Source organism: Ramlibacter sp. AN1133 (assembly GCF_037890035.1).
Lineage (GTDB): Bacteria > Pseudomonadota > Gammaproteobacteria > Burkholderiales > Burkholderiaceae_C > Ramlibacter.
This window is the reverse complement of record NZ_JBBKTQ010000020.1, coordinates 22,981-47,510: the sequence shown is the minus strand read 5'-3', so window position 1 is coordinate 47,510 and position 24,530 is coordinate 22,981. Positions and strand designations below refer to the sequence as shown.

Here is a 24,530-nt window from a genome sequence, read left to right as displayed (position 1 = left end):
CGTCAGCGGCGCTGGCGCGGGTCGTCGCCGTAGGCGTAGGGCTTGGCCGGCACGCGCGCCTTCTTCCACTCGGCGACCATGTCGCGGTCGATGTGCTTGTCCCACCAGATCGACCGGCCGGCGCGCTGCTGCGCCTCCAGGTCGGGCTTGTCGGTCTTGAGCTGCTCGATGAACTGGGTGACGTCGGAGCTGTAGTCCGGGCGGCGGAAGATGCGGAGGAAAAGGCTGGCCATGGGGGGATTTTAGGCCTTTGCCCGGCCGTGCCTTCCGAGCTGCGCTAAGCTCGCCCCCTGCAGCAGCCGATCCGCCAGGGCCGAAGGGCCCTTGCCGCGCCCGGCGTCCTTGCGCACCGAAGCTTTCCTTCCAGAGATGTTCGCCTTCATCCGGGGCTGGGCAGACGTCGACCGCACCACGCAGGCGAACGTCCGGCTCGGTGCCTTCCTCGCCTTCGTGGCCGGCGCGACCAATGCCGGCGGCTTCCTCGCGGTGGGCCAGTACACGTCGCACATGACGGGCCTGCTGTCGTCGATCGCCGACAACCTGATCCTGGGCAACGTGACGCTGGTGGTGGCGGCCGCCGGCGCGGTGCTGGCCTTCATGGGCGGCGCCATGACGACGGCGGTGCTGGTGAACTGGGGCCTGCGACGGCGCCTGTACAGCGCCTACGGGCTGCCGTTGCTGCTGGAGTCGGCGGCCCTGCTGGTGTTCGGTGTCTCGGGCGCCTCCATCGCGGTGTTCGCGCCGCTGTTCGTGCCCATGACCGTGGTGCTCCTGTGCTTCATCATGGGGCTGCAGAACGCGGTGATCACCAAGATCTCGCGCGCCGAGATCCGCACCACCCACGTCACCGGCCTGGTCACCGACATCGGCATCGAGCTCGGAAAACTGATCTACATCAACCCCGCCGACGAAGCGGACCCGGTGCTGGCGAACCGGCAGAAGCTGCGCATCCACTCGCTGCTGGTGGCCTGCTTCCTGGTGGGCGGCTGCGCCGGCGCGCTCGGCTTCAAGTTCGTCGGCTTCGGCACCACCGTGCCGCTCGCCGTCGGACTGTGCCTGCTGGCGGTGCGCCCCTTCTGGCGCGACGTGCGCCAGCGCCTCGTTGCCGCAGGACACTAGCTTCACGTTGCCTGCATCCCACACCGCGCTCGCTTCTGTAAGGGACGGGTGCAAGAATGCCCCGGATGCCATGGGGACTCCTGCTCGCTGAAAACGCGGTGGCTTCGGCGTTCCCGGCACGCGCCGGGCGGGGCGAAGCGGCCCGCGGCCGCGTGCAGCGTGCTCGGGCAGGGACGAAGGCATGAGCGATTTCCCCGGATGGCTCCAGGCGGGCCGGCTGATGCGGCTGGACTGGATGCTGCTGCTCGTCGCCGCCTGGCTGCTGATCGGGCTGGCGGGCGTGCTCGCGCTGCGCCGTTTCACCTTCGTCGCCCGCGTCCTGTTCCCCCTCGGCGGAGCACTGGGCCTCGCGCTGCTGGTGCTGGCGCTGCCCTCGGTGTTCGCGGCCCCGCAGACGGCGGTGCTGCCGGTCGGCCTGCCCACGCTGCCCTTCCACCTGCGCCTCGACGCCCTCGCTGCCTTCTTCCTGATGGTGATCGGCGCCGTGTCGGCGGGCGTGTCGGTGTTCGCGGCCGGCTACTTCCGGCGGGCTGAGGGCACGCCGCCCGGGCTCCTGTGCCTGGAGTACCACCTGTTCCTGGCCGCCATGACGCTGGTGGTGCTGGCCGACGACGCCTACTGCTTCATGGTGATGTGGGAGACGATGGCGCTGTCCTCGTACTTCCTCGTCACGGCCAACCACCGCGTGGCGGAGGTGCGCCGGGCCGGCTACCTGTACATCGTGATGGCGCACATCGGCGCGGTGGCCATCCTCCTGTGCTTCGGCGTGCTGCAGGCCAACACCGGCGACTACACGTTCGCGAACATGCGCGCGCAGAACCTGTCGCCGTTCTGGGCGTCGGTCGCCTTCCTGCTGGCGCTGCTCGGGTTCGGCGCCAAGGCCGGCCTGCTGCCGGTGCACGTCTGGCTGCCGGAGGCGCATCCGGCGGCGCCGTCGCCGGTGTCCGCCCTCATGAGCGCCGTCATGCTCAAGACCGCGGTGTACGGCGTGATGCGCGTGGCCTTCGACCTGCTGCATACGCATTTCTGGTGGTGGGGCGGGCTGCTGCTGGCGCTGGGCCTGGCCACGGCGCTGTTCGGCGTGGTCTTCGCCGCGGTGCAGGTGGACATGAAGCGGCTGCTCGCCTATTCCTCCATCGAGAACATCGGCATGGTGTTCGCGGGCATGGGCCTGGCGCTGATCTTCTCCGCCTACGGGATGAAGGCGCTGGCCGCGCTGGCGCTCACGGCGACGCTGTACCACGTGGCGAGCCACGCGGTCTTCAAGAGCCTGCTGTTCCTGAGCACCGGTTGCGTGCTGCACGCCACCGCCGAACGCAGCCTCGGCAAGCTGGGGGGCCTGATCCGCTACATGCCCTTCGTGGCCTGGGTCACGCTGGTGGGCGTGCTGACCAGCGCCGGCCTGCCGCCCCTGGGCGGCTTCGTCTCCGAGTGGCTGCTGCTGCAAAGCTTCCTGTTCACGCCGGGCCTGCCCGATTCGATGCTGAACATGCTGATCCCGGTGGTGGCGGCGCTGATCGCCCTGGTGGCCGCCCTGGCCGGCTACACCATGGTGAAGTTCTTCGGCGTGATCTTCCTCGGCCAGCCGCGCGAGGAGAAGCTGGCGCAGGCGCACGACGCCGGCGCGTGGGAGCGCGTGGGCATGCTGTGGCTGGCGCTGGGCTGCATCGCGCTGGGGCTGCTGCCGGTGCAGTTCATCCAGTTCATCGACCCCGTCACGCAGCAGCTCGTGGGCGCGGGGCTGGGGCAGCGGCTCGCCTCCGGCGGCGGCTGGCTGCTGGCGCCGATCAGCGTGGAGCGCGCCAGCTACGGGCCGGTGATCTTCCTGATCGGCGTGGCGGCCAGTTTCGCGCTCGCTTTCCTGCTGGTGCGCAAGCTCTATCACGGCCGCATCCGCCGCGCGCCCGCTTGGGACTGCGGGTATCCGTGGCAGACGGCGCGCATGCAGGACACGGCCGAAGGCTTCGGCCAGCCGATCCGGCAGATCTTCGAACCCTTCTTCGTGATGCGGCGCGAACTGCCGACGCCGTTCGACGCGCAACCGCGCTACCGGGTGGTGGTGGAGGACCACTTCTGGGGCTGGATCTACCTGCCGCTGGTGGCGCTGGCCACGCGGCTCGCCCGGCTGGCCAGCCTGCTGCAGCAGGGGCGCATCTCGGTCTACCTTCTCTACAGCTTCGTGACGCTGGTGCTCATGCTGCTGCTGGTGGTGCGGCGATGAATTTCTCTGGCATCCTCGCGCAGGCCCTGGAGATCCTGGTGGCGCTCGCGCTCGCGCCGCTGCTGACAGGCTGGGTGAACCAGTGGCGCTCGCGCCTGCAGAACAAGTCCGCGCCCGGCTTGCTGCAGCCTTATCGCCTGCTGCACAAGCTGTTCCACAAGGACTCGGTGGTGGCCGAGCACGCGTCGCCGCTGTTCCGCGGCGTGCCCTACGTCGTGTTCGGCTGCATGGCGCTGGCCGCCTCCATCGTGCCGACGCTCTCGACCGACCTGCCGCTCGCGCCCGCCGCCGACGCCATCGCCCTGGTCGGCCTGTTCGCGCTGGCGCGCGTGTTCATCTCGCTGGCGGCGATGGACGTGGGCACCTCGTTCGGCTCGCTCGGTGCGCGGCGGGAGATGCTGATCGGCTTCCTGGCCGAGCCGGCGCTGCTGATGGTGCTGTTCTCGGCCTCGCTGATCTCGCGCTCGACGTCCCTGACGACTGTGGTGGAGACGCTCGCGCACCGCGAGCTGGCGATCTATCCGGCGCTGGCCTTCGCGCTGGTGGCCTTCATCATGGTGGCGCTGGCCGAGAACGCCCGCGTGCCGGTCGACAACCCGGCGACGCACCTGGAACTGACCATGATCCACGAGGCGCTGATCCTGGAGTATTCCGGCCGCCACCTGGCGCTGATCGAGTGGGCCGCGAGCCTGAAGCTGTTCGCCTATTCCTGCATCGGCATCGCCCTGTTCATGCCCTGGGGCATCGCGGAGGCGCAGGCGCCGCTGGCGCTGCTGCTGTCGCTGCCGGTGCTGGTGCTCAAGCTCGCCGCCGGCGGCATCGGCCTGGCGCTGCTGGAGACGCTGGCCGCCAAGATGCGGATCTTCCGCGTGCCGGAGTTCCTGGCCTCGGCCTTCCTGCTGGCGGTGCTCGGCATCCTGGTGCACCTGCTGCTCGCGGCGAATCCGGCATGAGCTTCGCCGTGCCGCCCCAAGACGCGAAGGCCCCCTCGGGGGGCGGCGCAGTACACGAAGTGACAAGCGTGGGGGCACCATGACCGAAATCCTTTCGCAGGCGATCAATCTGCTGGGAGCGCTGCTGCTGATGCTGGCGTTCGCGATGATCTCGCAGCGCCGCATCCTGTCGCTGATCAACCTGTTCACGCTGCAGGGCCTGGCGCTGGTGGTTTCCACCGTGGTGGTCGGCTACGCGACCGAGCAGCACCACCTGTACCTGTCGGCCGCGCTCACCTTCGTGCTCAAGGTGGTGCTGATCCCGATCCTGCTGCACCGCATCGTCGACCGGCTGAAGATCCGCTGGGACGTGGAGACGCTGATCAACATCCCCACCACGATGCTGATCGGCATCCTGGTGGTGATCTTCGCGTTCAACCTGGCCACGCCGATCGCGATGGTCTCCACCTCGCTGGCGCGCGGCACGCTGGGCATCGCGCTGGCCTGCGTGCTGCTGTCCTTCCTGATGATGATCACGCGGGCCAAGGCGGTGCCGCAGGTGATCGGCTTCCTGGCGATGGAGAATGGCCTGTTCTTCGCCGCCACTTCGGCCACGCACGGGATGCCGATGGTGGTGGAGCTGGGCATCGCGCTGGACGTGCTGATCGGCGTGCTGATCCTGGGCGTGTTCATGTTCCAGATCCGCGAGCAGTTCGACAGCCTGGACATCCGCCACCTCGAGAAACTGAAGGACCAGTAGTGGACGTCGACGTGCTCTTCCTGCTCCTGGCCATCCCGCTCGCGGGCGGGGTGGTGCTGGCCTTCGTGGGCCACCGCGACGAGGCGCCGGAGATCAACGTGGCCTTCAGCTTCGGCGCCTTCCTGGCCGCCTGCGGCCTGACGGCGCGCGTGATCTCCGAAGGGCCGCTGTTCGCGTGGGGCGAGGAGTTCTTCATCGACCCGCTCAACGTGTTCCTGGTCACGCTGACGGCCTTCGTCGGCCTGACCACGGCGATCTTCTCGCGTCCCTACATGCGGGTCGAGCGCGACCACGGCAAGATGACGCCCAACCGGCTGCGCCTGTACCACAGCATGTACCAGCTGTTCGGGTTCACCATGCTGCTGGCGCTGACCACCAACAGCATGGGCATGCTGTGGGTGGCGATGGAAGCGGCCACGCTCACCACCGTGCTGCTGGTGAGCGTGTACCGCACCGCCGCCAGCCTGGAGGCCGCGTGGAAGTACTTCATCCTGTGCGGCGTGGGCATCGCTCAGGCGCTGTTCGGCACGGTGCTGCTGTACATGGCGGCCGAGAAGGTGCTGGGCTCCGAAGGCGGGGCGCTGCTGTGGACGCACCTGGACGGCGTGAAGTCCCTGCTCGACGCCAACGTGATGACGCTCGCCTTCGCCTTCCTGCTGGTGGGTTACGGCACCAAGGTGGGCCTCGTGCCGCTGCACAACTGGCTGCCCGACGCGCACGCCGAGGGGCCCACGCCCGTCTCGGCGGTGCTCTCGGGGCTGCTGCTGAACGTGGCCCTCTACGCGGTGCTGCGCTGCAAGATGCTGGCGGACGGCGCCCTGCAAAGCCACCTGGCCGGGAACCTGATGATGGGGTTCGGCCTGGTGTCGGTGGTCGCCTCGGCCTTCCTGCTGCTGCGGCAGAAGGACGTCAAGCGCATGTTCGCCTACTCGTCGATCGAGCACATGGGCCTGATCACCTTCGCCTTCGGCATGGGCGGGCCGGTCGCCAGTTTCGCCGGCCTGCTGCACATGACGGTGCACTCGCTGGTGAAGTCGGCGATCTTCTTCGCCGTCGGCCACGCGGCGCAGAAGGCGGGCACGCAGGTGATGGAGGACATCCGCGGGCTGATCAAGGTGAGTCCCACGGTGGGCTGGGGGCTGATGCTCGGCTCGCTGGCGATCCTGGGCATGCCGCCGTTCGGCGTGTTCGCGAGCGAATTCCTGATCGTGACGACGGCGATGCGCGAGCATCCCTGGGCCACGCCCTTCCTGCTGGTGGCGCTGGGCGTCGCCTTCGCCACCGTGTTCAGCCGCGTGCAGCCGATGGTGTTCGGCGAGACCACGGTGCAGCGCCTGCCGCACCCGCCGGCGCTGGTGCCGGTGTTCCTGCACCTGGGGCTGGGCCTCATGCTGGGCCTCTACATCCCGCCGTACCTGGATGCGTGGTACCGGCAGGCGGCGCGCATGCTGGGGCCGTGACATGGGCATCACGCGCCTGAACCTCCCCTTCGCGCGGCTGCCGGCGCCGCTGCCGGTCTGGCGCATCCGCGTCGAGCGCGACCAGTGGCTGGCCGCGGCGGGCAGCGTCGCGCAGTCGGGCGGGCGGCTCGTGGCCCTGTGGGGCGCGGACCGCGGCGAGGCGCTCGCCGTCTGCGCCGCGTACGCCGCCGAAACGGGCCTGTACTGGGTCGACCTCGCCCTGGAGCCGCAGGCGCCGCACTATCCCGACATCGCGCACCTGTTTCCCTGCGCGAGTCGCATGCAGCGCGCGACCTTCGACCTGCTGGGGATCGCGGCCGAGGGCGCGCAGGATCGCCGGCCCTGGCTGAACCACGGCGCCTGGCCGGCGGAGTACCACCCACTGCGCAAGGATGCCGGCGCGGTCGCGCCGCAGCCGCTGCAGGACTACCCCTTCGTGCGCGTGGAAGGCGACGGCGTGCACGAGATCCCGGTGGGCCCGGTGCACGCCGGCATCATCGAGCCGGGCCACTTCCGCTTCTCGGTCGTGGGCGAGAAGGTGCTGCGGCTGGAGGAGCGCCTGGGCTACACCCACAAGGGCATCGAGCGGCGCTTCCTCGACCTGCCGGCCCTCGAAGGGCACCGGCTCGCCGGGCGCGTGTCGGGGGATTCCACGGTCGCCTTCGCCTGGGCCTACTGCATGGCGCTGGAGTCGGCGCTCGGCTGCGTGGTGCCCTCGCGCGCCGCCTGGCTGCGCGCGCTGCTGCTGGAGCGCGAGCGAGTCTCCAACCACCTCAACGACCTCGGTTTCCTCGGCAACGATGCGGCGCTCGGCTTCGGCCTGGCGCAGTTCTCGCGCCTGCGCGAGGACTGGCTGCGGCTGTCGAACGAAGCGTTCGGCCACCGGATGATGATGGACCGCGTGGTGCCCGGTGGCGTGGCCGTCGACCTCGACGACGCATTGCGCGAGCGGCTGCGGCGCCAGTGCGACGCGATCGAGGCGCAAGTGCGCACGCTGGAAGGCATCTACGAATCGCACGCCGGCCTGCAGGACCGCTTCGCCACCACGGGCATCGTCAGCCACGACCTCGCCCTCCAGCTCGGCCTGACGGGCCTCGCGGCACGCGCCAGCGGCCAGGCCATGGACCTGCGCTGCGACCAGCCCTGGGTGCCCTACGAGGGCCTGCAGGTGCAGCGCGCGGGCCATCGCAACGGCGACGTCGCCGCACGCGTGGCGGTGCGCTTCCAGGAAACGCTCGAATCGCTGCGCCTCCTGCGCCTGCTGTGCGACAGCCTGCCGGACGGGCCGGTGCGCGTGCCGCTTGCGGCGCCCACGGGCGAGGGCGTCGGCGCCGGCTGGGTGGAGGGCTGGCGCGGCGAGGTGCTGGTGGCGCTGGAGCTGGGCCCCGGCGGCGCGGTGCGGCGCTGCCACTGCCACGATCCCTCGTGGCAGAACTGGCCGGTGCTGGAACACGCGGTGATCGGCAACATCGTTCCCGACTTCCCGCTGATCAACAAGTCCTTCAACCTCAGTTATTCGGGACACGACCTCTGATGTGGAAGATCCTGCGCCAGATCGCCCGGGCCGGCATCCCGTCGGAGCCGGCGCCGTTCGCCACGGAGGCCGGCGAGGACGGGGCCATCGTCCGCATCCGCGAGGAACTCCTCGACATCCTGGGCCAGGCGCTCGCGATCCGGCAGGTGGATGCCGGCTCCTGCAACGCCTGCGAGATGGAGATCAATGCGCTGACCAACCCCTACTACAACCTGGAGGGGCTGGGCATCAAGTTCGTGGCGAGCCCGCGCCATGCGGACATGCTGCTGGTGACCGGGCCGGTGACGCGCAACATGGAAACGGCGCTGCGGCGGACCTGGGAAGCGACGCCTGAGCCGCGGCTGGTGGTCGCCCTGGGCGACTGCGCCTGCAACGGGGGGATCTTCGGGCAGAGCTACGCGAGCTGCGGTGCGGTCGCGAACGTGGTGCCCGTGGATGTGACGGTGCCCGGTTGCCCGCCGCCGCCGCTGGAGATCATGCGAGGCATCCTGGCCGCCGTGCGGCGGCGCCGGTAAGGCCTACTTGTCCTCGTCGCCGCCACCGGGCAGCACGGCGCCGGCGGCCGCACCGACCACCTTGCCGGCGACCTTGGCGGTGCCCACCGCGGCATCCACCGCCAGCGAGCCGGCCGTGACCGCCAGCCCGGCGGCCGCGCCGGCGACGGTGATGACGGTGCAGCCGGACAGGACGGCGGCGGCCAGGCCCGCGAGGGCAGCGCGGAGAAGGTACTGCATGCGCACGAGCTTACCCGAGCAGCCTCGGCCGTCGCCTTGCTTTACATGGGCAGCGCGCTGCCGCCGCAACGCGTGCGCGCCGAATTACCGCACCCGCATCCCCGGCTGCGCGCCGGGCCAGGGGTTGAGCACGTAGATCCCGCCGGCCTTGTCCTCGGCGTGGCTCGCGGCCAGCACCATGCCCTCGCTCACGCCGAACTTCATCTTGCGCGGCGCGAGGTTGGCGACCATCACCGTCAGCTTGCCCACCAGCTCCTCAGGCTGGTAGGCCGAGGCGATGCCCGCGAACACGTTGCGGGTCTTGCCCTCGCCGATGTCGAGCGTCAGGCGCAGCAGCTTCTTCGCGCCCTCCACCGACTCGCAATTCACGATCTTCGCGATGCGCAGATCGACCTTGGTGAAGTCGTCGATCGTGATCTCGGGCGCAATTTCTTCCCCGCCCGGCTGTTCACTCCCTCCCCCTCCGGGGGAGGGCAGAGGTGGGGGCACTCCGGTGCCCGCTTCCGCCGGCGGCTCGAACAACGCATCCACCTGCTTCATGTCCACCCGTTGCATCAGATGCTTGTATTCCCCGACCTGGTGCCCCGCCCCCATGGGCTTCACCGCATTGCCCCACTCCAGCGACCCGCACCCCAGGAACTTCTCCGCCTCCCCCGCCAGCTCCGGCAGCACCGGCTTCAGGCAGGCCGTCATCACCTTGAACGCCTCCAGGCATTCCGAGCAGACCTTCGCCGCTTCCTCGCCCTTGCCTTCCTTCACCAGCTTCCACGGCGCCGCCGTGTCGAAGCGCGTGTTGACCTGGTCGGCGAAGGCCATCACCTCGCGCAGCGCCTTGCCGTATTCGCGGTTCTCGTACAGCTGCCTGACCGAGTCCACCAGCTCGCCCGCGCCCAGCGCCGCGAGGTCGCTGCCCACCAGCTTGCCGCCCGGCACGAACTTCACGGCGCGGCTGGCGATGTTGACGTACTTGCCGATCAGGTCGGCGTTCACGCGGGCCACGAAATCGTCCGGGTTGAAGTCCACGTCCTCCACCCGGCCATTGAGCTTGGCCGCGATGTAGTAGCGCAGCCACTCGGGGTTCATGCCCAGCGACAGGTACTTCAGCGGGTCGATGCCGGTGCCGCGGCTCTTGGACATCTTCTCGCCGCTCACGGTGATGAAGCCGTGCACGTTCACCTGGTCGGGCGTCTTGCGGTCGCTGAACTTCAGCATCGCCGGCCAGAACAGGGTGTGGAAGTACACGATGTCCTTGCCGATGAAGTGCACCTGCTCCACGGCCGGGTCGGAGATGTACTGCTCGAAGGTCGCGTCCGTGCGCGAGGCCGCGTGCCAGTGGTTCTTCGCCTGGCCGCGGTCGAAGTGGTTCTTCAGGCTGGCGAGGTAGCCGATCGGCGCGTCGAGCCAGACGTAGAAGTACTTGCCCGGCGCGTCGGGGATCTCGATGCCGAAGTAGGGCGCGTCGCGGCTGATGTCCCAGTCGGCCATGCCGGCCTCGAACCACTCGCCGGCTTTCTTCGCCACCTCGGGCTGCAGCTTGCCGTCCTGCGTCCAGGCCTTGAGGAACGCCACGACCTCGGGCTTGGAGAGCTGGAAGAAGTAGTGCTCGGAGCTGCGCAGCTCGGGCCGCGCGCCGGTGAGGGTGGAGTAGGGCTCGATCAGCTGCGTGGGCGTGTAGACGCTGCTGCAGACCTCGCAGGAGTCGCCGTACTGGTCCTTCGCATGGCACACCGGGCACTCGCCCTTGATGTAGCGGTCCGGCAGGAACATGCCCTTGACCGGGTCGTAGAACTGCTCGATCGTGCGCGTGGTGATCAGGCCGTTGGCCTTCAGGCGCTGGTAGATGCCCTGGGCCAGCTCGGTGTTTTCGGTGCTTTCCGTCGAATGCCAGTTGTCGAAGCGGATGTGGAAGCCGTCGAGGTACTGCTTGCGGCCCGCGGCGATCTCCGCCACGAAGCCCTGCGGCGTCTTGCCCGCCTTCTCGGCGGCGATCATGATCGGCGCGCCGTGCGCGTCGTCGGCCCCGACGAACTGCACCATGTTGCCCTGCATGCGCTGGTGCCGCACCCAGATGTCGGCCTGGATGTACTCCATGATGTGGCCGATGTGGAACTTGCCGTTCGCGTAGGGCAGGGCGGTCGTGACGAAGAGCTTGCGCTGGGGCATGAGGGTTTTCCTGGGGAACCGGGAATTCTATTCGGCGGCGGTCCCGTACACTGCCGGCATTACCGGAACACCAACCTCTATGGCCACCCAGGAACAGCTGCTCGCGGCCCTCGCGGGCGTCAAGGACCCGAACACGGGCAAGGATTTCGTCAGTACCAAGGCGTTGAAGAACGTGCACATCGAAGGCGGCGACGTCTCCTTCGAGGTCGAACTGGGCTACCCGGCCAGGAGCCAGGTGCCCGAACTTCGCCGCGCGCTGGTCGCGGCGGCGAAGTCGGCGCCGGGCGTGAGCAACGTCTCGGTGAACATCACGACCAAGGTCATCGCGCACTCGGTGCAGCGCGGCGTGCAGCTGATGCCCAACGTCAAGAACATCATCGCCATCGCCTCCGGCAAGGGCGGCGTGGGCAAGAGCACCACCGCGGCCAACCTCGCGCTGGCGCTCGCCGCCGAGGGCGCGACGGTGGGCGTGCTGGACGCCGACATCTACGGCCCCAGCCAGCCGATGATGCTGGGCATCTCGCGCCGCCCCGAAAGCGACGACGGCCAGACCATGGAGCCGCTGGAGAACCACGGCATCCAGGTGATGTCGATCGGCTTCCTCGTCAACCAGGACGAGGCGATGATCTGGCGCGGCCCGATGGCCACCCAGGCGCTGGAGCAGCTGCTGCGCCAGACCAACTGGAAGGACCTGGACTACCTGATCGTCGACATGCCCCCGGGCACCGGCGACATCCAGCTCACGCTGTCGCAGCGGGTGCCCATGACCGGCGCGGTGATCGTCACCACGCCGCAGGACATCGCTCTCATCGACGCCCGCAAGGCCGTGACCATGTTCGAGAAGGTCGGCGTGCCGATCCTGGGCGTGGTGGAGAACATGGCCGTGCACGTGTGCAGCAACTGCGGCCACGCCGAGCACATCTTCGGCGAGGGCGGCGGCAAGCGCTACGCGCAGGAAAAGGGCATCGACTACCTCGGCGCGCTGCCGCTGGCGATGCAGATCCGCGAGCAGGCCGACAGCGGCAAGCCGACCGTGGTGGCGGATCCGGACAGCGAGGCCGCCGGCATCTACCGCAGCGTGGCGCGCCAGGTGGCGATCAAGATCGCCTCGCGGGCCAAGGACTTCTCCTCGAAGTTCCCGACCATCACGGTCTCGAAGAACACCTGAGGTCCCGGCCGTGATCCAGCGCCCCGCCGCCGACGTCGCCGTGATCATGCGCAAGGTGCGCACGGCCAGCCGCTGGCAGGAATGGCGGTGGGAGCTGGAGGACGTGGTGGAGAACGAGGAGGCCTTCGGCACCGAGCCGCGCCTGCTGCACCGCGACGCGAACGGCGAGCGCTGGCTGCACCCGGCCTTGCGCGTGGAGCTGTTCCGGGACGACGCCGAGGGCTATTACCTGAACCTGTCCTCGCCGGCGCCCTGCTTCTTCGTGCTGTGGCGCATGGAGGAGGAGGCGAGCGTGGCCGACGAGCCCATCCCGCGGCCGCTGATCGTGAGCCTGAGCTACCACGACGCGGGCCGCTGGCTCGATGCGCAGGAGACGGTGGAGCAGGTGCCAGCGCCGCCCGACGTGATCGAGTGGGTGCGTGTCTTCGCCGAGGAGCACTACGTTCCGGAGCCCAAGAAGCGCAAGCGCCCCGAGAGCTTCCGCCGCCTGGAAGACCGCTTCGGCCAGCCGGCGTCGGTGAGCACGCTCAAGAAGTACGGCGGGGAGGACTGAGGTGGCGGACGGGTTCCTGGGGCGGTGGTCGAAGCGCAAGGAGGCGGTGCGCAAGGGGGAGGAGATTCCTCCTGAACCCGAACGCCGCGCGGAGGCGAAGACCGGAGTGCCCCCACCCCAACCCTCCCCCGGAGGGGGAGGGAGTGAAGGCAAGATACTCCCTCCCCCTCCGGGGGAGGGCGGGGGTGGGGGCACTCCGGAGCTCGACCCCGCACCGACGCTGGAACAAGCCCAGTCCCTCACCAAGGACTCCGACTTCACCCGCTTCACCAAACCCGACGTCGCCCCCGAAGTCCGCACCGCCGCCTTCAAGAAGCTCTTCGCCGACCCGCACTTCAACGTGATGGACGGGCTCGATGTCTACATCGACGACTACGGCAAGCCCGACCCCATCCCGCCCGAGATGCTGCGCAACCTCGCCAGCGCGAAGTTCCTGAAGCTCTTCGACGACGAGGAAGAAAAGAAGGAAGAAGCCGAAGCACCCGCCGCGGAACCGAGGGAAGTCGCGGATCAACCCCCCGCCGAAATCGTGGCACAGTCGGGCACACCGACGGAGCCAGCATTACCGCCGGCGAAAGACCATGCCGACCCTGATCTGCGACTGCAACAAGACGATGCCCCTGGACCCGAAGGCCCTGGGGCGCGCGCTCGATGAAGACCTGACGCTGCATTCCACGCTGTGCCGCCGCGAGGCGGGCGCGTTCCAGCAGGCCGTGAAGTCCGGCGCCGACGTCGTGGTGGCCTGCACCCAGGAAAGGCGCCTGTTCGGCGAACTGGGCCAGCAGACCGAAGGCGCCGTCTCCCCGATCCGCTTCGTCAACATCCGCGAAACCGGCGGCTGGAGCCGCGATGCGAAGGGCGCGATGCCCAAGATCGCGGCGCTGCTCGCCGCGGCCAGGCTGCCCGAGCCGGAGCCGGTCGCCACCGTCACCTACAAGAGCGAAGGCCGCCTGCTCGTGATCGGCCCGCTGGAGGACGCCGAGCGCTTCGCCTCGGTCGTGGGCGACGCGCTGGACGTCACCATCTTCTCGCGCGGCGGCAGCGGCGCGCAGGAGCGGCGCTTCCCCGTGGTCAGCGGCCGCGTCGAGAAGCTCACCGGCTGGCTGGGCGCGTTCCGGCTCGCGTGGTCGCAGGACAACCCGATCGACCTGGACCTGTGCACCCGCTGCAATGCCTGCGTCGCCGCCTGCCCGGAGCAGGCGATCGGCCTCGACTACCAGGTGGACCTCGACGCCTGCAAGAGCCACCGCGCCTGCGTGAAGGCCTGCGACGTGGCCGGCGCCATCGACTTCGCGCGCGCGCCGGTCGCCCACGAGGATGCGTACGACCTCGTGCTGGACCTGCGGCGCCAGCCCTCCTTCCTGCAGCACGCGCCGCCGCAAGGCTACTTCCACCTGCCCCCCGGCGAGGCGAACGGCCCGAAGGCGCTCGGCGTGGTGCTCAAGCTGCGCGAGCTGGTGGGTGAGTTCGAGAAGCCGAAGTTCATCGCGTACAAGCAGAAGCTGTGCGCCCACAGCCGCAACGAGCAGGTCGGCTGCAACGCCTGCATCGACATCTGCTCCGCCGAGGCCATCTCCAGCGAGAAGTCGCGCCAGCAGGTCAAGGTCAACGCCAGCCTGTGCGTGGGTTGCGGTGCCTGCACCACGGTGTGCCCCACCGGCGCCCTCACGTACGCCTATCCGCGCGCCGGCGAACAGGGCACGAAGATCCGCACGCTGCTGGCCACCTACGAGCGCGCCGGCGGCGCCGCCCCGGTGCTGCTGCTGCACAGCCAGGAACGCGGCCAGGCGCTGGTGGAGGAGCTCGGTCGCGCGGCCCGCGTGGGCGCCGCCGCGGGCGTGCCCGCGAACGTCATCCCGCTGGCGGTGTGGCATGTCGCCAGCACCGGCATCGACCTGTGGCTGACGGCGGTCGCCCAGGGCGCCGCGCATGTCGCGCTGCTCGCCACCAACGAGGAGGCGCCGCAGTACCTCGAAGCGCTCGAACAGCAGATGCAGGTCGCCCAGGCGATCCTCGAGGGTCTCGGCTACCAGGGCCGGCACTTCAGCCTGCTGCGCGGGCGCAGCGCGACGGATCTCGACCAGGAACTGCAGCTGGTGGCCCAGCGCCGCGGCGCGACGCCTCCCGCGCGCGCCCGCTTCGCCGTCTCCGGCGAGAAGCGCACCACGCTCGACCTCGCGCTGGACCACCTCGTCGAACACGCGGCGGCGAAGCCGGAGTCGATCGCGCTGCCCGCGGGCGCGCCCTTCGGCAGCATCGTCGTCGACAAGGACAAGTGCACGCTGTGCCTCAGCTGCGTGGGCGCCTGCCCTTCGAGCGCCCTGCAGGACAACCAGCAGGCGCCGCAGCTGCGCATGGTCGAGGGCAATTGCGTGCAGTGCGGACTGTGCGCGAAGACCTGCCCGGAAAAGGCCATCACGCTGCAGCCGCGGCTGCTGCTCTCGCCCGAGCGCAAGCAGTCGCGCGTGCTCAACGAGGCCCAGCCCTATGGCTGCATCCGCTGCGGCAAGCCGTTCGGCACGCTGCGCGGCATCGAAGCCATGATCGGCAAGCTGGCAGGCCACTCCATGTTCCAGGGCGAGGCCCTGCAACGCCTGAAGATGTGCGGCGACTGCCGCGTCATCGACATCTATTCTTCCACCGACGAAGCCCGCATCGGCGACCAATGACCAGCGAGCCCCTGCCCACCACCAGCGCGCTGGACGAGGAAACCGCGCGCGCCGAGATCTACGGCCTGCTTTCGCAGCTGTACTACGCGCCGCCGACAGCGCAGCTGCTGCAGGCGCTGCGCCTGGCGCCGACCGAGGCGCCGGCGCAGGGCGCCTTCCTCGAGGAGCCCTGGCGCGCGCTGGTGGGCGCCGCGCGCTCGTGCGAGGAGGCGGCGATCGCGCAGGAATACGACGCGCTGTTCGGCGGCGTGGGCAAGCCGGACGTCTACCTGTTCGGCTCGCACTACATCAGCGGCTTCCTCAACGACAAGCCGCTCGTGCGCCTGCGCGACATGCTGGCGCAACTGGGTCTCGGGCGCGATGAAGCCATCCTGGAAACCGAGGACCACATCGCCTACGAGCTCGAGGTGATGCGCTACCTGATCGCCGGCGACGACGTGGCGGTGGCCAACCTCACGAAGCAGCGCGAGTTCTTCACCGAACACCTGCATCCCTGGGTGAACGATTTGTGCAGTGCGATCACGGCGCATCCCAGGGCGCATTTCTATGCAGCGCTCGCGGAATTCACGCGCGCTTTCATGAACGTCGAAGCGCAAGGCTTCGACATGCTGGCGTAGCCCTCTCGTCTTAAGCAGTTTCCCTGCTGGCGATGTTTATTCCATCCACTCGTCGGCACGGCACCGTGCCGCGCGTGTCGTGCGCGCGTTGATTCCTGTCGGGCTCCTGTCATTGCGCGCGTGCTTCGCGTTTTCCCTGAGCGTACGAATCGTTTTGCAATTGCCGTGAACATGTCGCTCCACTACAGTTATGTGGAGAAGTTCATAAGAGAGCTTGAAGGAGACATCCATGTCCGACTCGCAGGCCAACAAACCGTCCCGCCGGGGATTCATGCTGGGAGCCGCCGTCGCCGGCGCTGCCACCGCGGCGGTGGTCACCATCCCCAGGTCCCCCGTTGCGGAGGCTCCCGTCGCCGAGGCGGAGCCACCCAAGCCAGAGGCCGGCGGCGGTTATCGCGTGACCGAACACGTCAAGCGTTACTACAAGAGCACGCTCGTCTAAATCGCTGGAGAGTTCCATGTTGCTGACCAAGAAGACGGGTGGCACCCAGGCTGCCCCGCGCTCGCCGTTCGTGCACAGCCTGCAGCGCGGGCTCGCCGCGGCGCTTCCGACGATGGACCGCCGCGCGTTCCTGCGCCGCTCCGGACTCGGCGTCGGCGTGGGCATCGCTGCCTCCTCGCTGACGCTGGTGAAGAAGGCCAAGGCCGCGGATGGCAAGGGCCCCGCGGTCGGTGACGGCCGGGTCGAGGTCAAGCGCACCGTCTGCACGCACTGCTCGGTGGGCTGCGCGATCGACGCGGTGGTGGAGAACGGCCTGTGGGTCCGCCAGGAGCCGGTCTTCGACTCGCCGATCAACCTGGGCGCGCACTGCGCCAAGGGTTCCGCCATCCGCGAGCACGGCCACGGCGAATTCCGCCTGCGCTACCCGATGAAGCTGGTCAACGGCAAGTACCAGCGCATCTCCTGGGACCAGGCGCTCGACGAGATCGCGGCCAAGGTGCAGGACCTGCGCAAGGCCAGCGGCCCCGAGTCGATCTTCTGGATCGGCTCGTCCAAGCACTCGAACGAGCAGTCCTACCTGATGCGCAAGTTCGTGAGCCTGTGGGGCAGCAACAACTGCGACCACCAGGCGCGCATCTGCCACTCGACCACGGTCGCCGGCGTCGCCAACACCTGGGGCTACGGCGCGATGACGAACTCGTACAACGACATGCAGAACAGCAAGGCTGCGTTGTACATCGGCTCCAACGCCGCCGAAGCGCACCCGGTCTCCATGCTGCACATGCTGCATGCCAAGGAGAGCGGCACCAAGATGATCGTCGTCGACCCGCGATTCACCCGCACGGCCGCCAAGTCCGACCAGTACATCCGCATCCGCTCCGGCTCCGACATCCCGTTCCTGTTCGGCGTGCTGTACCACGTGTTCAAGAACGGCTGGGAAGACAAGAAATACCTCAACGACCGCGTCTACGGCATGGACAAGGTGCGCGAGGACGTGCTGGCCAAGTGGACCCCCGACAAGGTGCAGGAAGCCTGCGGCGTGCCCGAAGCCGAGGTGTTCAAGGCGGCGCAGACGATGGCGATGAACCGGCCCTCCACCATCGTGTGGTGCATGGGCCAGACGCAGCACTCGATCGGCAACGCCATGGTGCGCGCCTCCTGCATCCTGCAGCTGGCGCTGGGCAACGTCGGCGTGTCCGGCGGCGGCGCCAACATCTTCCGCGGCCACGACAACGTGCAGGGCGCCACCGACGTCGGTCCCAACCCCGACTCGCTGCCCGGCTACTACGGCATCGCCGAAGGCTCCTGGAAGCACTTCGCCAACGTCTGGGGCGTCGATTTCGACTGGATCAAGAACCGCTTCCAGAACGCGACGATGATGACCAAGCCCGGCATGACCGTGTCGCGCTGGATCGACGGCGTGCTGGAGAAGAACGAGAACCTCGACCAGGATCCGAACCTGCGCGGCGTCTTCTACTGGGGCCATGCGCCCAACTCGCAGTCGCGCGGCCTGGAGATGAAGCGCGCGATGGACAAGCTGGACCTGCTGGTCGTCGTCGACCCGTATCCGTCCGCCACCGCCGCCATGGCGGCCATGCCCGGCGACCCGAAGGACCAGAACGTCAACCGCGCGGTCTACCTGTTGCCGGCGGCGACGCAGTTCGAGACCAGCGGCTCGGTGACGGCCTCCAACCGTTCGCTGCAGTGGCGCGAGAAGGTGATCGAGCCGCTGTGGGAAAGCCGCACGGACCACATGATCATGTACCAGCTGGCGCTCAAGCTCGGCTTCGGCCAGGAACTGGTCAAGAACTTCAAGATGCAGAAGGTCAAGGGCATGGACGAGCCCGTGCCCGAGGACATCCTGCGCGAGATGAACCGGTCGGTCTGGACCATCGGCTACACCGGCCAGAGTCCCGAGCGCCTGAAGGCGCACATGAGGAACATGGCCGCCTTCGACGTCAAGTCGCTCAAGTGCAAGGGCACGGTCAAGGACAAGGAAACCGGCTACGACCTCACGGGCGACTACTACGGCCTGCCGTGGCCCTGCTACGGCACGCCCGAACTCAAGCATCCGGGTTCGCCGAACCTGTACGACACGACCAAGCACGTGATGGATGGCGGCGGCTGCTTCCGCGCCAACTTCGGCGTCGAGAAGGACGGCGTGAACCTGCTGGCCGAGGACGGCTCCGCCCCGGTGGGCTGCGAGATCCAGACCGGCTATCCCGAGATCGACCACGTGTTCGTCAAGAAGCTGGGCTGGTGGGACGAGCTCACGCCGACCGAGCGCGCGGCGGCCGAGGGCAAGAACTGGAAGACCGACCCGTCCGGCGGCCTGATCCGCGTGGCGATGAAGAACCACGGCGTCCACCCCTTCGGCAACGCGAAGGCGCGCGCGCTGGTCTGGAACTTCCCGGACCCGATCCCGCAGCACCGCGAGGCGATCTACAGCACGCGGCCCGACCTGGTCGCCAAGTACCCGTCGCACGACGACAAGAAGGCCTTCTGGCGCCTGCCCACGCTGTACAAGACGCTGCAGCAGAAGAACATGCAGGACAAGCTCTATGAGAAGTTCCCGCTGATCCTGACATCGGGCCGCCTGACGGAATACGAAGGCGGCGGCGAGGAAACCCGGTCCAACCCCTGGCTGGCCGAGCTGCAGCAGGAAGCCTTCGTCGAGATCAACCCGCAGACGGCCACCGCCAAGGGCATCAAGCAGGGCGATCGCGTCTGGCTGCGCACGCCCACCGGCGCGCAGCTGAACGTGCAGGCGCTGGTGACGGAGCGCGTCGGGCCGGACACCGTCTGGATGCCGTTCCACTTCTCGGGCCGCTGGCAGGGCAACGACATGCTGGCGTACTACCCGAACGGGGCCGCACCGGTGGTCCGCGGCGAGGCGGTGAACACCGCCACGACCTACGGCTACGACAGCGTCACCATGATGCAAGAGACCAAGACGACCATCTGCAACATCGAGCGGGCGTAAACATGGCCCCCACGCTTTTCACTACGTGTAATTCGCTGCCCCCCGAGGGGGCGGAGCTTGCTTGGGGCGGCCCTGCGCTGCGCTCATAGGAGACCACGATGGCAAGAATGAAATTCATCTGTGACTCCGAGCGTTGCATCGAATGCAACAGCTGCGTCACGGCCTGCAAGAACGAGCACGAGGTGCCCTGGGGCGTGAACCGCCGCCGCGTGGTCACCTTGAACGACGGCGTGCCGGGCGAGCGCTCGATCTCGGTGGCGTGCATGCACTGCTCCGACGCGCCCTGCATGGCGGTGTGCCCGGTCAACTGCTTCTACCGCTCCGAGGAAGGCGTGGTGCTGCACGACAAGGACACCTGCATCGGCTGCGGCTACTGCAGCTACGCCTGCCCGTTCGGCGCGCCGCAGTTCCCCGCCGCCGGCACCTTTGGCGTGCGCGGCAAGATGGACAAGTGCACCTTCTGCGCCGGCGGCCCCGAGGCCAACGGCTCGCAGGCGGAGTTCGAGAAGTACGGCCGCAACCGGCTGGCCGAAGGCAAGCTGCCCGCCTGCGCCGAGATGTGCTCGACCAAGGCGCTGCTGGCCGGCGACGGCGACGTGGTGGCGGACATCTTCCGCAACCGCGTGCTCAAGCGCGGCAAGGGTGCCGAAGTGTGGGGCTGGGGCACCGCCTACGGCTCCAAGCAGGCCGGCCAACCGGGAGGTGCCAAGTCGTGATCAGAACCGTCCTTGCCGTGTCGCTCGCGGCGCTGGCCTTCGCCGGCTGCGCCGAGCGCGAACAGACCGCCGGCGGCATCAAGAGCGATGCCGCGCCTTTCAACGGCACCAACAAGCAGCCGCCCTTCACGGCAGCCGGCTGGAAGCCGGGCGACCGCGCCAACTGGGAACAGCAGCTGAAGGTCCGCACCGTCAATGGGCAGAACGACTATGTCAAGGTTCCTTGAGGTCCTCGCCGCGGGCGCCTTGACGCTGGCGCTGGCCGGCGGGGCGCTGGCGCAGTCCCAGGGCTCCACCCCGGCCGGCGGCGGTTTCACCGCCGCGCCGTCCGCGGGTGCGGCGGCCACGGGCAAGGTCGTGCCGGACGACATCCCGCCGGGCCAGGGCGCGGGTGTCCCCGGCATCCAGGGCCAGAACATCTTCGACGTGAAGCCCGAGGTCAAGCGCGACGCTTCCTCCGATCCGGGCTACATGCAGCAGAACAACGGCCAGCGCAACGCGGTGCAGCCGGGCAACAACGCGCCGATGTGGCGCGGCGTGCAGCAGGGCCGCGAGGGCTACAGCAGCCTGCCCAGGTCGCAGGCGCCGGAAGCCGGCGTCCTGATCCAGGAGCAGGTGCAGTACCCCGGTTCGCGCATGACCACCGCCGGCCAGGCCTGGCGCGAGACGCGCAACAACTGGATCATCCCGTACGGCGGCTCGCTGCTGCTGATCGTGCTGGTGGCGCTGGGGATCTTCTACTTCGCCAAGGGCCCGCTGGGACATTCCACGGTCGACAGCGGACCGCTGCGCATCGAGCGTTTCACGCCCTTCGAGCGGGCGGCCCACTGGCTCAACGCGATCGCCTTCGTGGTGCTGGGCCTCTCGGGCATCGTGATGGCCTTCGGCAAGTTCTTCCTGCTGCCGGTGATGGGGTTGACGCTGTTCGGCTACTTCACCTACCTGCTGAAGAACCTGCACAACTTCTTCGGCCCGCTGTTCGCCGTCTCGCTGGCGGTCATCATCGTGACCTTCATCCGCGACAACTTCCCGCAGAAGGGCGACCTGCGCTGGCTGCTGCGGATGGGCGGGCTGATGAGCGGCAACGAGCTGCCCTCGCACCGCTTCAACGCGATGGAGAAGGTGGTGTTCTGGCTGGGCACGCTGCTGCTGGGCATCATCGTGGTCGGTTCCGGCCTGGTGATGGACAAGCTGATCCCGAGCCTGGCCTACGACCGCCAGACCATGCAGGTGACCAACATGATCCACGCCTCGGCCGCCGCGCTGATGCTGGTGGTGCTGTTCGTGCACATCTACGTGGGCACCGTGGGCTTCAAGGGCGCCTACACGGCGATGCGCCACGGCTACGTCAACGACGCCTGGGCGCAGGAACACCACGCCTACTGGTACGAGGACATCAAGGCCGGCAAGGTCCCGGTGCAGCGCAGCAAGCCGCTGGTCGTCGTCGACGACACGCAGGGCGTGCGCACAGTCTGAGGAGCGAGAAGAACATGATCCGTCTGACGATGACCGCCATCGCCCTGGCCATGGCCGGGGCCGCCGTGGCCAAGCTGCCGGCGCCACAGCTCGACGAGGCCGCCAAGGCGAAGGCCGCGGAAGCGGCGGCCAGGACGGCCTGGCAGGGCAAGGTCGCCAACTACAAGCTGTGCCAGGTGCAGGACCGCATCGCGGCGAAGTACAAGTCCAGCCATCCGGTCGCCAAGGCGCCTGCGGCGGCGGCCCCCGGCACGCCCGCGGCCACGCCGGTCGCTGCGGCGCCGACGGCCCCTGCGCCGACGCCCACGGCAGCGGCCGCCCCTGCCGCCAAGGCGACGGCGCCGACGACGGCCAGCGCTTCCCAGGGCGGCAGCACCCCCGTCGGTACCGTGGCCGCGCCCAACGCGGTCACCACGCCACCCTGTGTCGACCCGGGTCCCTTCACCGCCGTTGCCGCTTTGCCGGCAGAGCAGAAGCCGCTGGAGGCCTCCGGCGCCCACTCGCCTGCGGCCACCGCGGCCAGCCCGCCGAGCGTGCGGGCGGAATCGGGCAGCATGACCTCCGGCAAGACCGGCGGCACGCCCAAGAAGTAGGGGCTCCCGCCTCGCGCCAAGGCCAGCCCATCGGGCTGGCCTTTGCATTTGCGGTAGCCTTGCCGGCATGACCCGCCCCGTGCTCACCGATGCCCGCGCGCCGCTCACCCGCAGCGTGCGGACCGTCAACGAATTCGGCGAGTCGGAGGAGATCTCGATCCCGGCCGAACGCGACCTGACCCTGTACGTCGACAAGCGCGAGCTGGTCACGCTGATGACGCTCGGCGCGCACCCCGAATGGCTGGTGCTGGGTTACCTGCGCAACCAGCGCCTGGTCGACTCGCCCGCCGCGATCGAATCGGTGACGGTGGACTGGGAGGTCAACGCCGCCGCCGTCAAGACCCGCGACGGCATCGAGCGCATCGAGGAACGCACCGCCCACCGCGTCGTCACCACCGGCTGCGGGCAGGGCAGCGTGTTCGGCCACATGATGGAGGAGATCGACAGCGCACCGCTGCCGCAGGCGCGCCTCACCCAGGCGCAGCTGTACGGCATCGTGAACGCGATCCGGCTGCAGGAAAGCACGTACAAGTCCGCCGGCTCGGTGCACGGCTGCGCGCTGTTCCGCGGCGAGGAGATGCTGCTGTTCGTGGAGGACGTCGGCCGCCACAACGCCATCGACACCATCGCCGGCTGGATGTGGCTGCGCGAGCAGGAGGCGGCGATCGCGCCCACGCCCGAGGAGCCCCTGGTGTTCTACACCACCGGGCGGCTGACCAGCGAGATGGTGATCAAGTCGGCGCAGATGCGGGTGGCGATCGTCGTCTCGCGCAGCGGCATCACGCAGATGGGATACGAGATCGCCGAGCGCATCGGGCTGTGCGCGATCGGGCGCGCCACCAACCGGCGCTTCCTCTGCTACACGGCCCCCGGGCGCCTCGTGCTGCAGCCGGAGCTCGCCGGCGCCCGCCTGCGCGCGGCGCCGTGAGCCTGCGCCGGCCGTTTGGCATGATGGACCCATGAACGACAACGCTGGCGGAAGCTCCGGCCTGCGCCACTGGCTGCGCGAAGGCGTGCGCGCAGCGTTCCTGCGCAGCCCGCGCCTCGGCGGCGCGCACGTGCGCCCGCGCGAGCTGCTGCTGCTGGCGCTGCTCTCGGTCGGTGTGGAGATCGCCCTCGGCCGGATGGAAATCGACGGTCCGGCCGACTTCAACCTGCGGGCCTGGCTCGCGCCCTTCTGGTCGGTCACGGCCATCCTCGCGCTGCTCTGGCCGCTGCTGGCCGGCCGCGCGGAAGAGGGCGAGCTGCCGCGCCCCGGCGCGGCCAGCTGGCTGGCGCTGTGGCTGGTGGCGGCGCTGGTGCCGGGCACGGTCTCGCAGTTGCTGGGCATCGCCCATGCGCATGGAATGCTGCCGCAGGTGCTGGACGCATCGGCCTTGTTCGCGTGGGGCAGCTATGCGTTGCTCTGGGCCTGGTCGATGGCGATCGTGGTGGTGCTGGGGCGCAGCTTCGGCCTGCGCCGCCGGCGGCTGGCGGCCCTGGTTGCCGGCCTGTTCCTGATCTTCGCGATCACCGCCGCGCAGTTTCCCGAGCGGCCGTGGGAGGCGCCGCAGTCCGTGGCCGTCGACGAGTCGCCCAAGCTGGTGCTGACGCAGGAAAGCTTCGAGCTGCAGCAGACCGTGTTCGAACGCGCCGTCGAATCGCTGGCTCCCGAGCGGCCGGGCGTGACCGACGTCTACGGGCTCGTGTTCGCGCCCTTCGCCGCCGAGGACGTGTTCCTGAAGGAAAGCGCCTTGGTGGCCGACGTGCTCGCGCAGCGCTTCGACGCCAGGGGCCGCGTGCTGCAGCTCGTGAACCACGTCGACACGGTGGAGTCCCTGCCCTGGGCCACCCCGCTGAACCTCAAGCGCGCCATCGACGCGCTGGCCCGGCGCATGGACCGCGAGCACGACCTCCTTGTGATCTACCTGACCTCGCATGGCGCGCGCGACTTCCAGCTGGCCGCCGCGCACCCGCCGCTGAGCGTCGACGCGATCAGCCCTGGCGAGCTGCGCGTGGCGCTCGACGAGGCGGGCATCCGCAACCGCGTGATCGTGATTTCCGCCTGTTATTCGGGCGGCTGGGTGGGCCCGCTGGCGGGCCACACCACGCTCGTCATGACGGCGGCGGACGGCGACCACACCTCCTATGGCTGCGGGCGGGCCTCGGACCTCACCTATTTCGGCCGCGCGGTGTTCGACGAGCAGCTGCGGCGCACCTACTCCTTCGAGCAGGCCTTCGCCGCCGCCGTGCCGCTGATCCGGCAGCGCGAGGAAGAGGCCGGCAAGCCCGATGGCTTCTCCAACCCGCAGATCAGCGTGGGCGAGGGCATCAAGCCGTTGCTGCAGGCGCTGGAGTCGCGCCTGGCCGCGACCGCGCCGACACCGCGTCCGTGACGCGACAACCTCCAG

Annotated in this window: 23 protein-coding genes; 20 read left to right on the top strand and 3 right to left on the bottom strand. The window is 69.0% G+C overall.

Annotated elements, in window-relative coordinates:
• Nucleotides 1-2: 2 nt before the first annotated feature.
• Entirely contained in the window at nucleotides 3-233 is a 231-nt protein-coding gene (locus WG923_RS22735) for a DUF3460 family protein (protein ID WP_340353292.1), read from the bottom strand.
• A 136-nt stretch (nucleotides 234-369) separates the two neighbouring features.
• Here WG923_RS22735 and WG923_RS22730 point away from each other — a divergent pair, with 136 nt between their 5' ends.
• The 7 genes from WG923_RS22730 to WG923_RS22700 all read left to right on the top strand — a co-directional run bounded on the left by WG923_RS22730 (nucleotide 370) and on the right by WG923_RS22700 (nucleotide 8,541).
• Nucleotides 370-1,119 (top strand): YoaK family protein, encoded by a 750-nt coding sequence (locus WG923_RS22730; protein ID WP_340353291.1) that lies wholly within the window; start codon nucleotides 370-372, stop codon nucleotides 1,117-1,119.
• A gap of 181 nt (nucleotides 1,120-1,300) precedes the next feature.
• Entirely contained in the window at nucleotides 1,301-3,340 is a 2,040-nt protein-coding gene (gene hyfB, locus WG923_RS22725; protein ID WP_340353290.1) for a hydrogenase 4 subunit B, read from the top strand.
• Nucleotides 3,337-4,293, top strand: a complete 957-nt coding sequence (locus WG923_RS22720) for a respiratory chain complex I subunit 1 family protein (protein ID WP_340353289.1) — start codon at nucleotides 3,337-3,339, stop codon at nucleotides 4,291-4,293. Before hyfB ends, WG923_RS22720 begins: the two co-directional genes overlap by 4 nt.
• A gap of 79 nt (nucleotides 4,294-4,372) precedes the next feature.
• A complete protein-coding gene (locus tag WG923_RS22715) occupies nucleotides 4,373-5,032 on the top strand; it encodes a formate hydrogenlyase (protein WP_340353288.1) in 660 nt (219 codons plus the stop codon).
• Nucleotides 5,033-5,043: 11 nt separating this feature from the next.
• The gene (locus WG923_RS22710) at nucleotides 5,044-6,492 is read left to right on the top strand and encodes a hydrogenase 4 subunit F (RefSeq protein ID WP_340353287.1); all 1,449 of its coding nucleotides are present in this window, start codon (nucleotides 5,044-5,046) and stop codon (nucleotides 6,490-6,492) included.
• A 1-nt stretch (nucleotide 6,493) separates the two neighbouring features.
• The gene (locus WG923_RS22705; protein ID WP_340353286.1) at nucleotides 6,494-8,026 is read left to right on the top strand and encodes a hydrogenase large subunit; all 1,533 of its coding nucleotides are present in this window, start codon (nucleotides 6,494-6,496) and stop codon (nucleotides 8,024-8,026) included.
• On the top strand, nucleotides 8,026-8,541 hold the full coding sequence (locus tag WG923_RS22700) for an NADH-quinone oxidoreductase subunit B family protein (RefSeq protein WP_340353285.1): 516 nt from the start codon (nucleotides 8,026-8,028) through the stop codon (nucleotides 8,539-8,541). Before WG923_RS22705 ends, WG923_RS22700 begins: the two co-directional genes overlap by 1 nt.
• A 3-nt stretch (nucleotides 8,542-8,544) precedes the next feature.
• Here the strand turns inward: WG923_RS22700 and WG923_RS22695 are convergent, their stop codons facing one another.
• Together WG923_RS22695 and metG are read right to left on the bottom strand one after the other, a co-directional pair.
• Nucleotides 8,545-8,760 carry a hypothetical protein gene (locus tag WG923_RS22695; RefSeq protein ID WP_340353284.1) on the bottom strand — a complete coding sequence of 72 codons (216 nt, stop codon included), beginning with the start codon at nucleotides 8,758-8,760 and terminating at the stop codon, nucleotides 8,545-8,547.
• Between the two features lie 84 nt (nucleotides 8,761-8,844).
• A complete protein-coding gene (gene metG / locus WG923_RS22690; RefSeq protein WP_340353283.1) occupies nucleotides 8,845-10,923 on the bottom strand; it encodes a methionine--tRNA ligase in 2,079 nt (692 codons plus the stop codon).
• A gap of 79 nt (nucleotides 10,924-11,002) precedes the next feature.
• On the opposite strand from metG, the gene apbC reads away from it, so the two are divergent.
• From apbC to WG923_RS22625, 13 genes are all read left to right on the top strand, one after another.
• Nucleotides 11,003-12,091 carry an iron-sulfur cluster carrier protein ApbC gene (gene apbC / locus WG923_RS22685; RefSeq protein WP_340353282.1) on the top strand — a complete coding sequence of 363 codons (1,089 nt, stop codon included), beginning with the start codon at nucleotides 11,003-11,005 and terminating at the stop codon, nucleotides 12,089-12,091.
• A gap of 46 nt (nucleotides 12,092-12,137) precedes the next feature.
• Nucleotides 12,138-12,644 carry a DUF3305 domain-containing protein gene (locus tag WG923_RS22680; protein WP_340353350.1) on the top strand — a complete coding sequence of 169 codons (507 nt, stop codon included), beginning with the start codon at nucleotides 12,138-12,140 and terminating at the stop codon, nucleotides 12,642-12,644.
• 1 nt (nucleotide 12,645) lies between these two features.
• A complete protein-coding gene (locus WG923_RS22675) occupies nucleotides 12,646-13,299 on the top strand; it encodes a DUF3306 domain-containing protein (protein ID WP_340353281.1) in 654 nt (217 codons plus the stop codon).
• The gene (locus WG923_RS22670; protein WP_340353280.1) at nucleotides 13,226-15,313 is read left to right on the top strand and encodes a 4Fe-4S binding protein; all 2,088 of its coding nucleotides are present in this window, start codon (nucleotides 13,226-13,228) and stop codon (nucleotides 15,311-15,313) included. The genes WG923_RS22675 and WG923_RS22670 overlap by 74 nt, the downstream gene beginning before the upstream one ends.
• Nucleotides 15,310-15,930, top strand: coding sequence for a TorD/DmsD family molecular chaperone (locus WG923_RS22665; RefSeq protein ID WP_340353279.1), 621 nt, complete (start codon nucleotides 15,310-15,312; stop codon nucleotides 15,928-15,930). The genes WG923_RS22670 and WG923_RS22665 overlap by 4 nt, the downstream gene beginning before the upstream one ends.
• Nucleotides 15,931-16,159: 229 nt before the next feature.
• Complete coding sequence (locus WG923_RS22660) at nucleotides 16,160-16,372, top strand: twin-arginine translocation signal domain-containing protein (RefSeq protein ID WP_340353278.1); 213 nt, start codon at nucleotides 16,160-16,162, stop codon at nucleotides 16,370-16,372.
• A 16-nt stretch (nucleotides 16,373-16,388) separates the two neighbouring features.
• Nucleotides 16,389-19,355 carry a formate dehydrogenase subunit alpha gene (locus WG923_RS22655; protein ID WP_340353277.1) on the top strand — a complete coding sequence of 989 codons (2,967 nt, stop codon included), beginning with the start codon at nucleotides 16,389-16,391 and terminating at the stop codon, nucleotides 19,353-19,355.
• 98 nt (nucleotides 19,356-19,453) lie between these two features.
• Nucleotides 19,454-20,071, top strand: coding sequence for a formate dehydrogenase FDH3 subunit beta (gene fdh3B / locus WG923_RS22650; protein ID WP_340353276.1), 618 nt, complete (start codon nucleotides 19,454-19,456; stop codon nucleotides 20,069-20,071).
• Complete coding sequence (locus WG923_RS22645) at nucleotides 20,068-20,298, top strand: hypothetical protein (protein ID WP_340353275.1); 231 nt, start codon at nucleotides 20,068-20,070, stop codon at nucleotides 20,296-20,298. Before fdh3B ends, WG923_RS22645 begins: the two co-directional genes overlap by 4 nt.
• Nucleotides 20,282-21,547, top strand: a complete 1,266-nt coding sequence (locus WG923_RS22640) for a formate dehydrogenase subunit gamma (protein WP_340353274.1) — start codon at nucleotides 20,282-20,284, stop codon at nucleotides 21,545-21,547. The genes WG923_RS22645 and WG923_RS22640 overlap by 17 nt, the downstream gene beginning before the upstream one ends.
• A gap of 14 nt (nucleotides 21,548-21,561) precedes the next feature.
• Nucleotides 21,562-22,140 carry a hypothetical protein gene (locus WG923_RS22635; RefSeq protein ID WP_340353273.1) on the top strand — a complete coding sequence of 193 codons (579 nt, stop codon included), beginning with the start codon at nucleotides 21,562-21,564 and terminating at the stop codon, nucleotides 22,138-22,140.
• A 67-nt stretch (nucleotides 22,141-22,207) separates the two neighbouring features.
• Entirely contained in the window at nucleotides 22,208-23,068 is an 861-nt protein-coding gene (locus WG923_RS22630) for a formate dehydrogenase accessory sulfurtransferase FdhD (RefSeq protein WP_340353272.1), read from the top strand.
• Nucleotides 23,069-23,099: 31 nt separating this feature from the next.
• The gene (locus WG923_RS22625; protein WP_340353271.1) at nucleotides 23,100-24,515 is read left to right on the top strand and encodes a C13 family peptidase; all 1,416 of its coding nucleotides are present in this window, start codon (nucleotides 23,100-23,102) and stop codon (nucleotides 24,513-24,515) included.
• The last annotated feature ends 15 nt before the right edge of the window (nucleotides 24,516-24,530 follow it).

What these genes read in the sequence shown, in the direction of transcription:
- apbC (WP_340353282.1), top strand. Translation starts at nt 11,003, where the DNA reads ATGGCCACCCAGGAACAGCTGCTCGCGGCCCTCGCGGGCGTCAAGGAC.
- WG923_RS22700 (WP_340353285.1), top strand. Translation starts at nt 8,026, where the DNA reads ATGTGGAAGATCCTGCGCCAGATCGCCCGGGCCGGCATCCCGTCGGAG.
- fdh3B (WP_340353276.1), top strand. Translation starts at nt 19,454, where the DNA reads ATGGCAAGAATGAAATTCATCTGTGACTCCGAGCGTTGCATCGAATGC.
- metG (WP_340353283.1), bottom strand. Translation starts at nt 10,923, where the DNA reads ATGCCCCAGCGCAAGCTCTTCGTCACGACCGCCCTGCCCTACGCGAAC.
- WG923_RS22660 (WP_340353278.1), top strand. Translation starts at nt 16,160, where the DNA reads ATGTCCGACTCGCAGGCCAACAAACCGTCCCGCCGGGGATTCATGCTG.
- hyfB (WP_340353290.1), top strand. Translation starts at nt 1,301, where the DNA reads ATGAGCGATTTCCCCGGATGGCTCCAGGCGGGCCGGCTGATGCGGCTG.
- WG923_RS22635 (WP_340353273.1), top strand. Translation starts at nt 21,562, where the DNA reads ATGATCCGTCTGACGATGACCGCCATCGCCCTGGCCATGGCCGGGGCC.
- WG923_RS22735 (WP_340353292.1), bottom strand. Translation starts at nt 233, where the DNA reads ATGGCCAGCCTTTTCCTCCGCATCTTCCGCCGCCCGGACTACAGCTCC.
- WG923_RS22655 (WP_340353277.1), top strand. Translation starts at nt 16,389, where the DNA reads ATGTTGCTGACCAAGAAGACGGGTGGCACCCAGGCTGCCCCGCGCTCG.
- WG923_RS22670 (WP_340353280.1), top strand. Translation starts at nt 13,226, where the DNA reads ATGCCGACCCTGATCTGCGACTGCAACAAGACGATGCCCCTGGACCCG.
- WG923_RS22640 (WP_340353274.1), top strand. Translation starts at nt 20,282, where the DNA reads ATGTCAAGGTTCCTTGAGGTCCTCGCCGCGGGCGCCTTGACGCTGGCG.
- WG923_RS22720 (WP_340353289.1), top strand. Translation starts at nt 3,337, where the DNA reads ATGAATTTCTCTGGCATCCTCGCGCAGGCCCTGGAGATCCTGGTGGCG.
- WG923_RS22665 (WP_340353279.1), top strand. Translation starts at nt 15,310, where the DNA reads ATGACCAGCGAGCCCCTGCCCACCACCAGCGCGCTGGACGAGGAAACC.
- WG923_RS22625 (WP_340353271.1), top strand. Translation starts at nt 23,100, where the DNA reads ATGAACGACAACGCTGGCGGAAGCTCCGGCCTGCGCCACTGGCTGCGC.
- WG923_RS22715 (WP_340353288.1), top strand. Translation starts at nt 4,373, where the DNA reads ATGACCGAAATCCTTTCGCAGGCGATCAATCTGCTGGGAGCGCTGCTG.
- WG923_RS22630 (WP_340353272.1), top strand. Translation starts at nt 22,208, where the DNA reads ATGACCCGCCCCGTGCTCACCGATGCCCGCGCGCCGCTCACCCGCAGC.
- WG923_RS22680 (WP_340353350.1), top strand. Translation starts at nt 12,138, where the DNA reads ATGCGCAAGGTGCGCACGGCCAGCCGCTGGCAGGAATGGCGGTGGGAG.
- WG923_RS22705 (WP_340353286.1), top strand. Translation starts at nt 6,494, where the DNA reads ATGGGCATCACGCGCCTGAACCTCCCCTTCGCGCGGCTGCCGGCGCCG.
- WG923_RS22695 (WP_340353284.1), bottom strand. Translation starts at nt 8,760, where the DNA reads ATGCAGTACCTTCTCCGCGCTGCCCTCGCGGGCCTGGCCGCCGCCGTC.
- WG923_RS22730 (WP_340353291.1), top strand. Translation starts at nt 370, where the DNA reads ATGTTCGCCTTCATCCGGGGCTGGGCAGACGTCGACCGCACCACGCAG.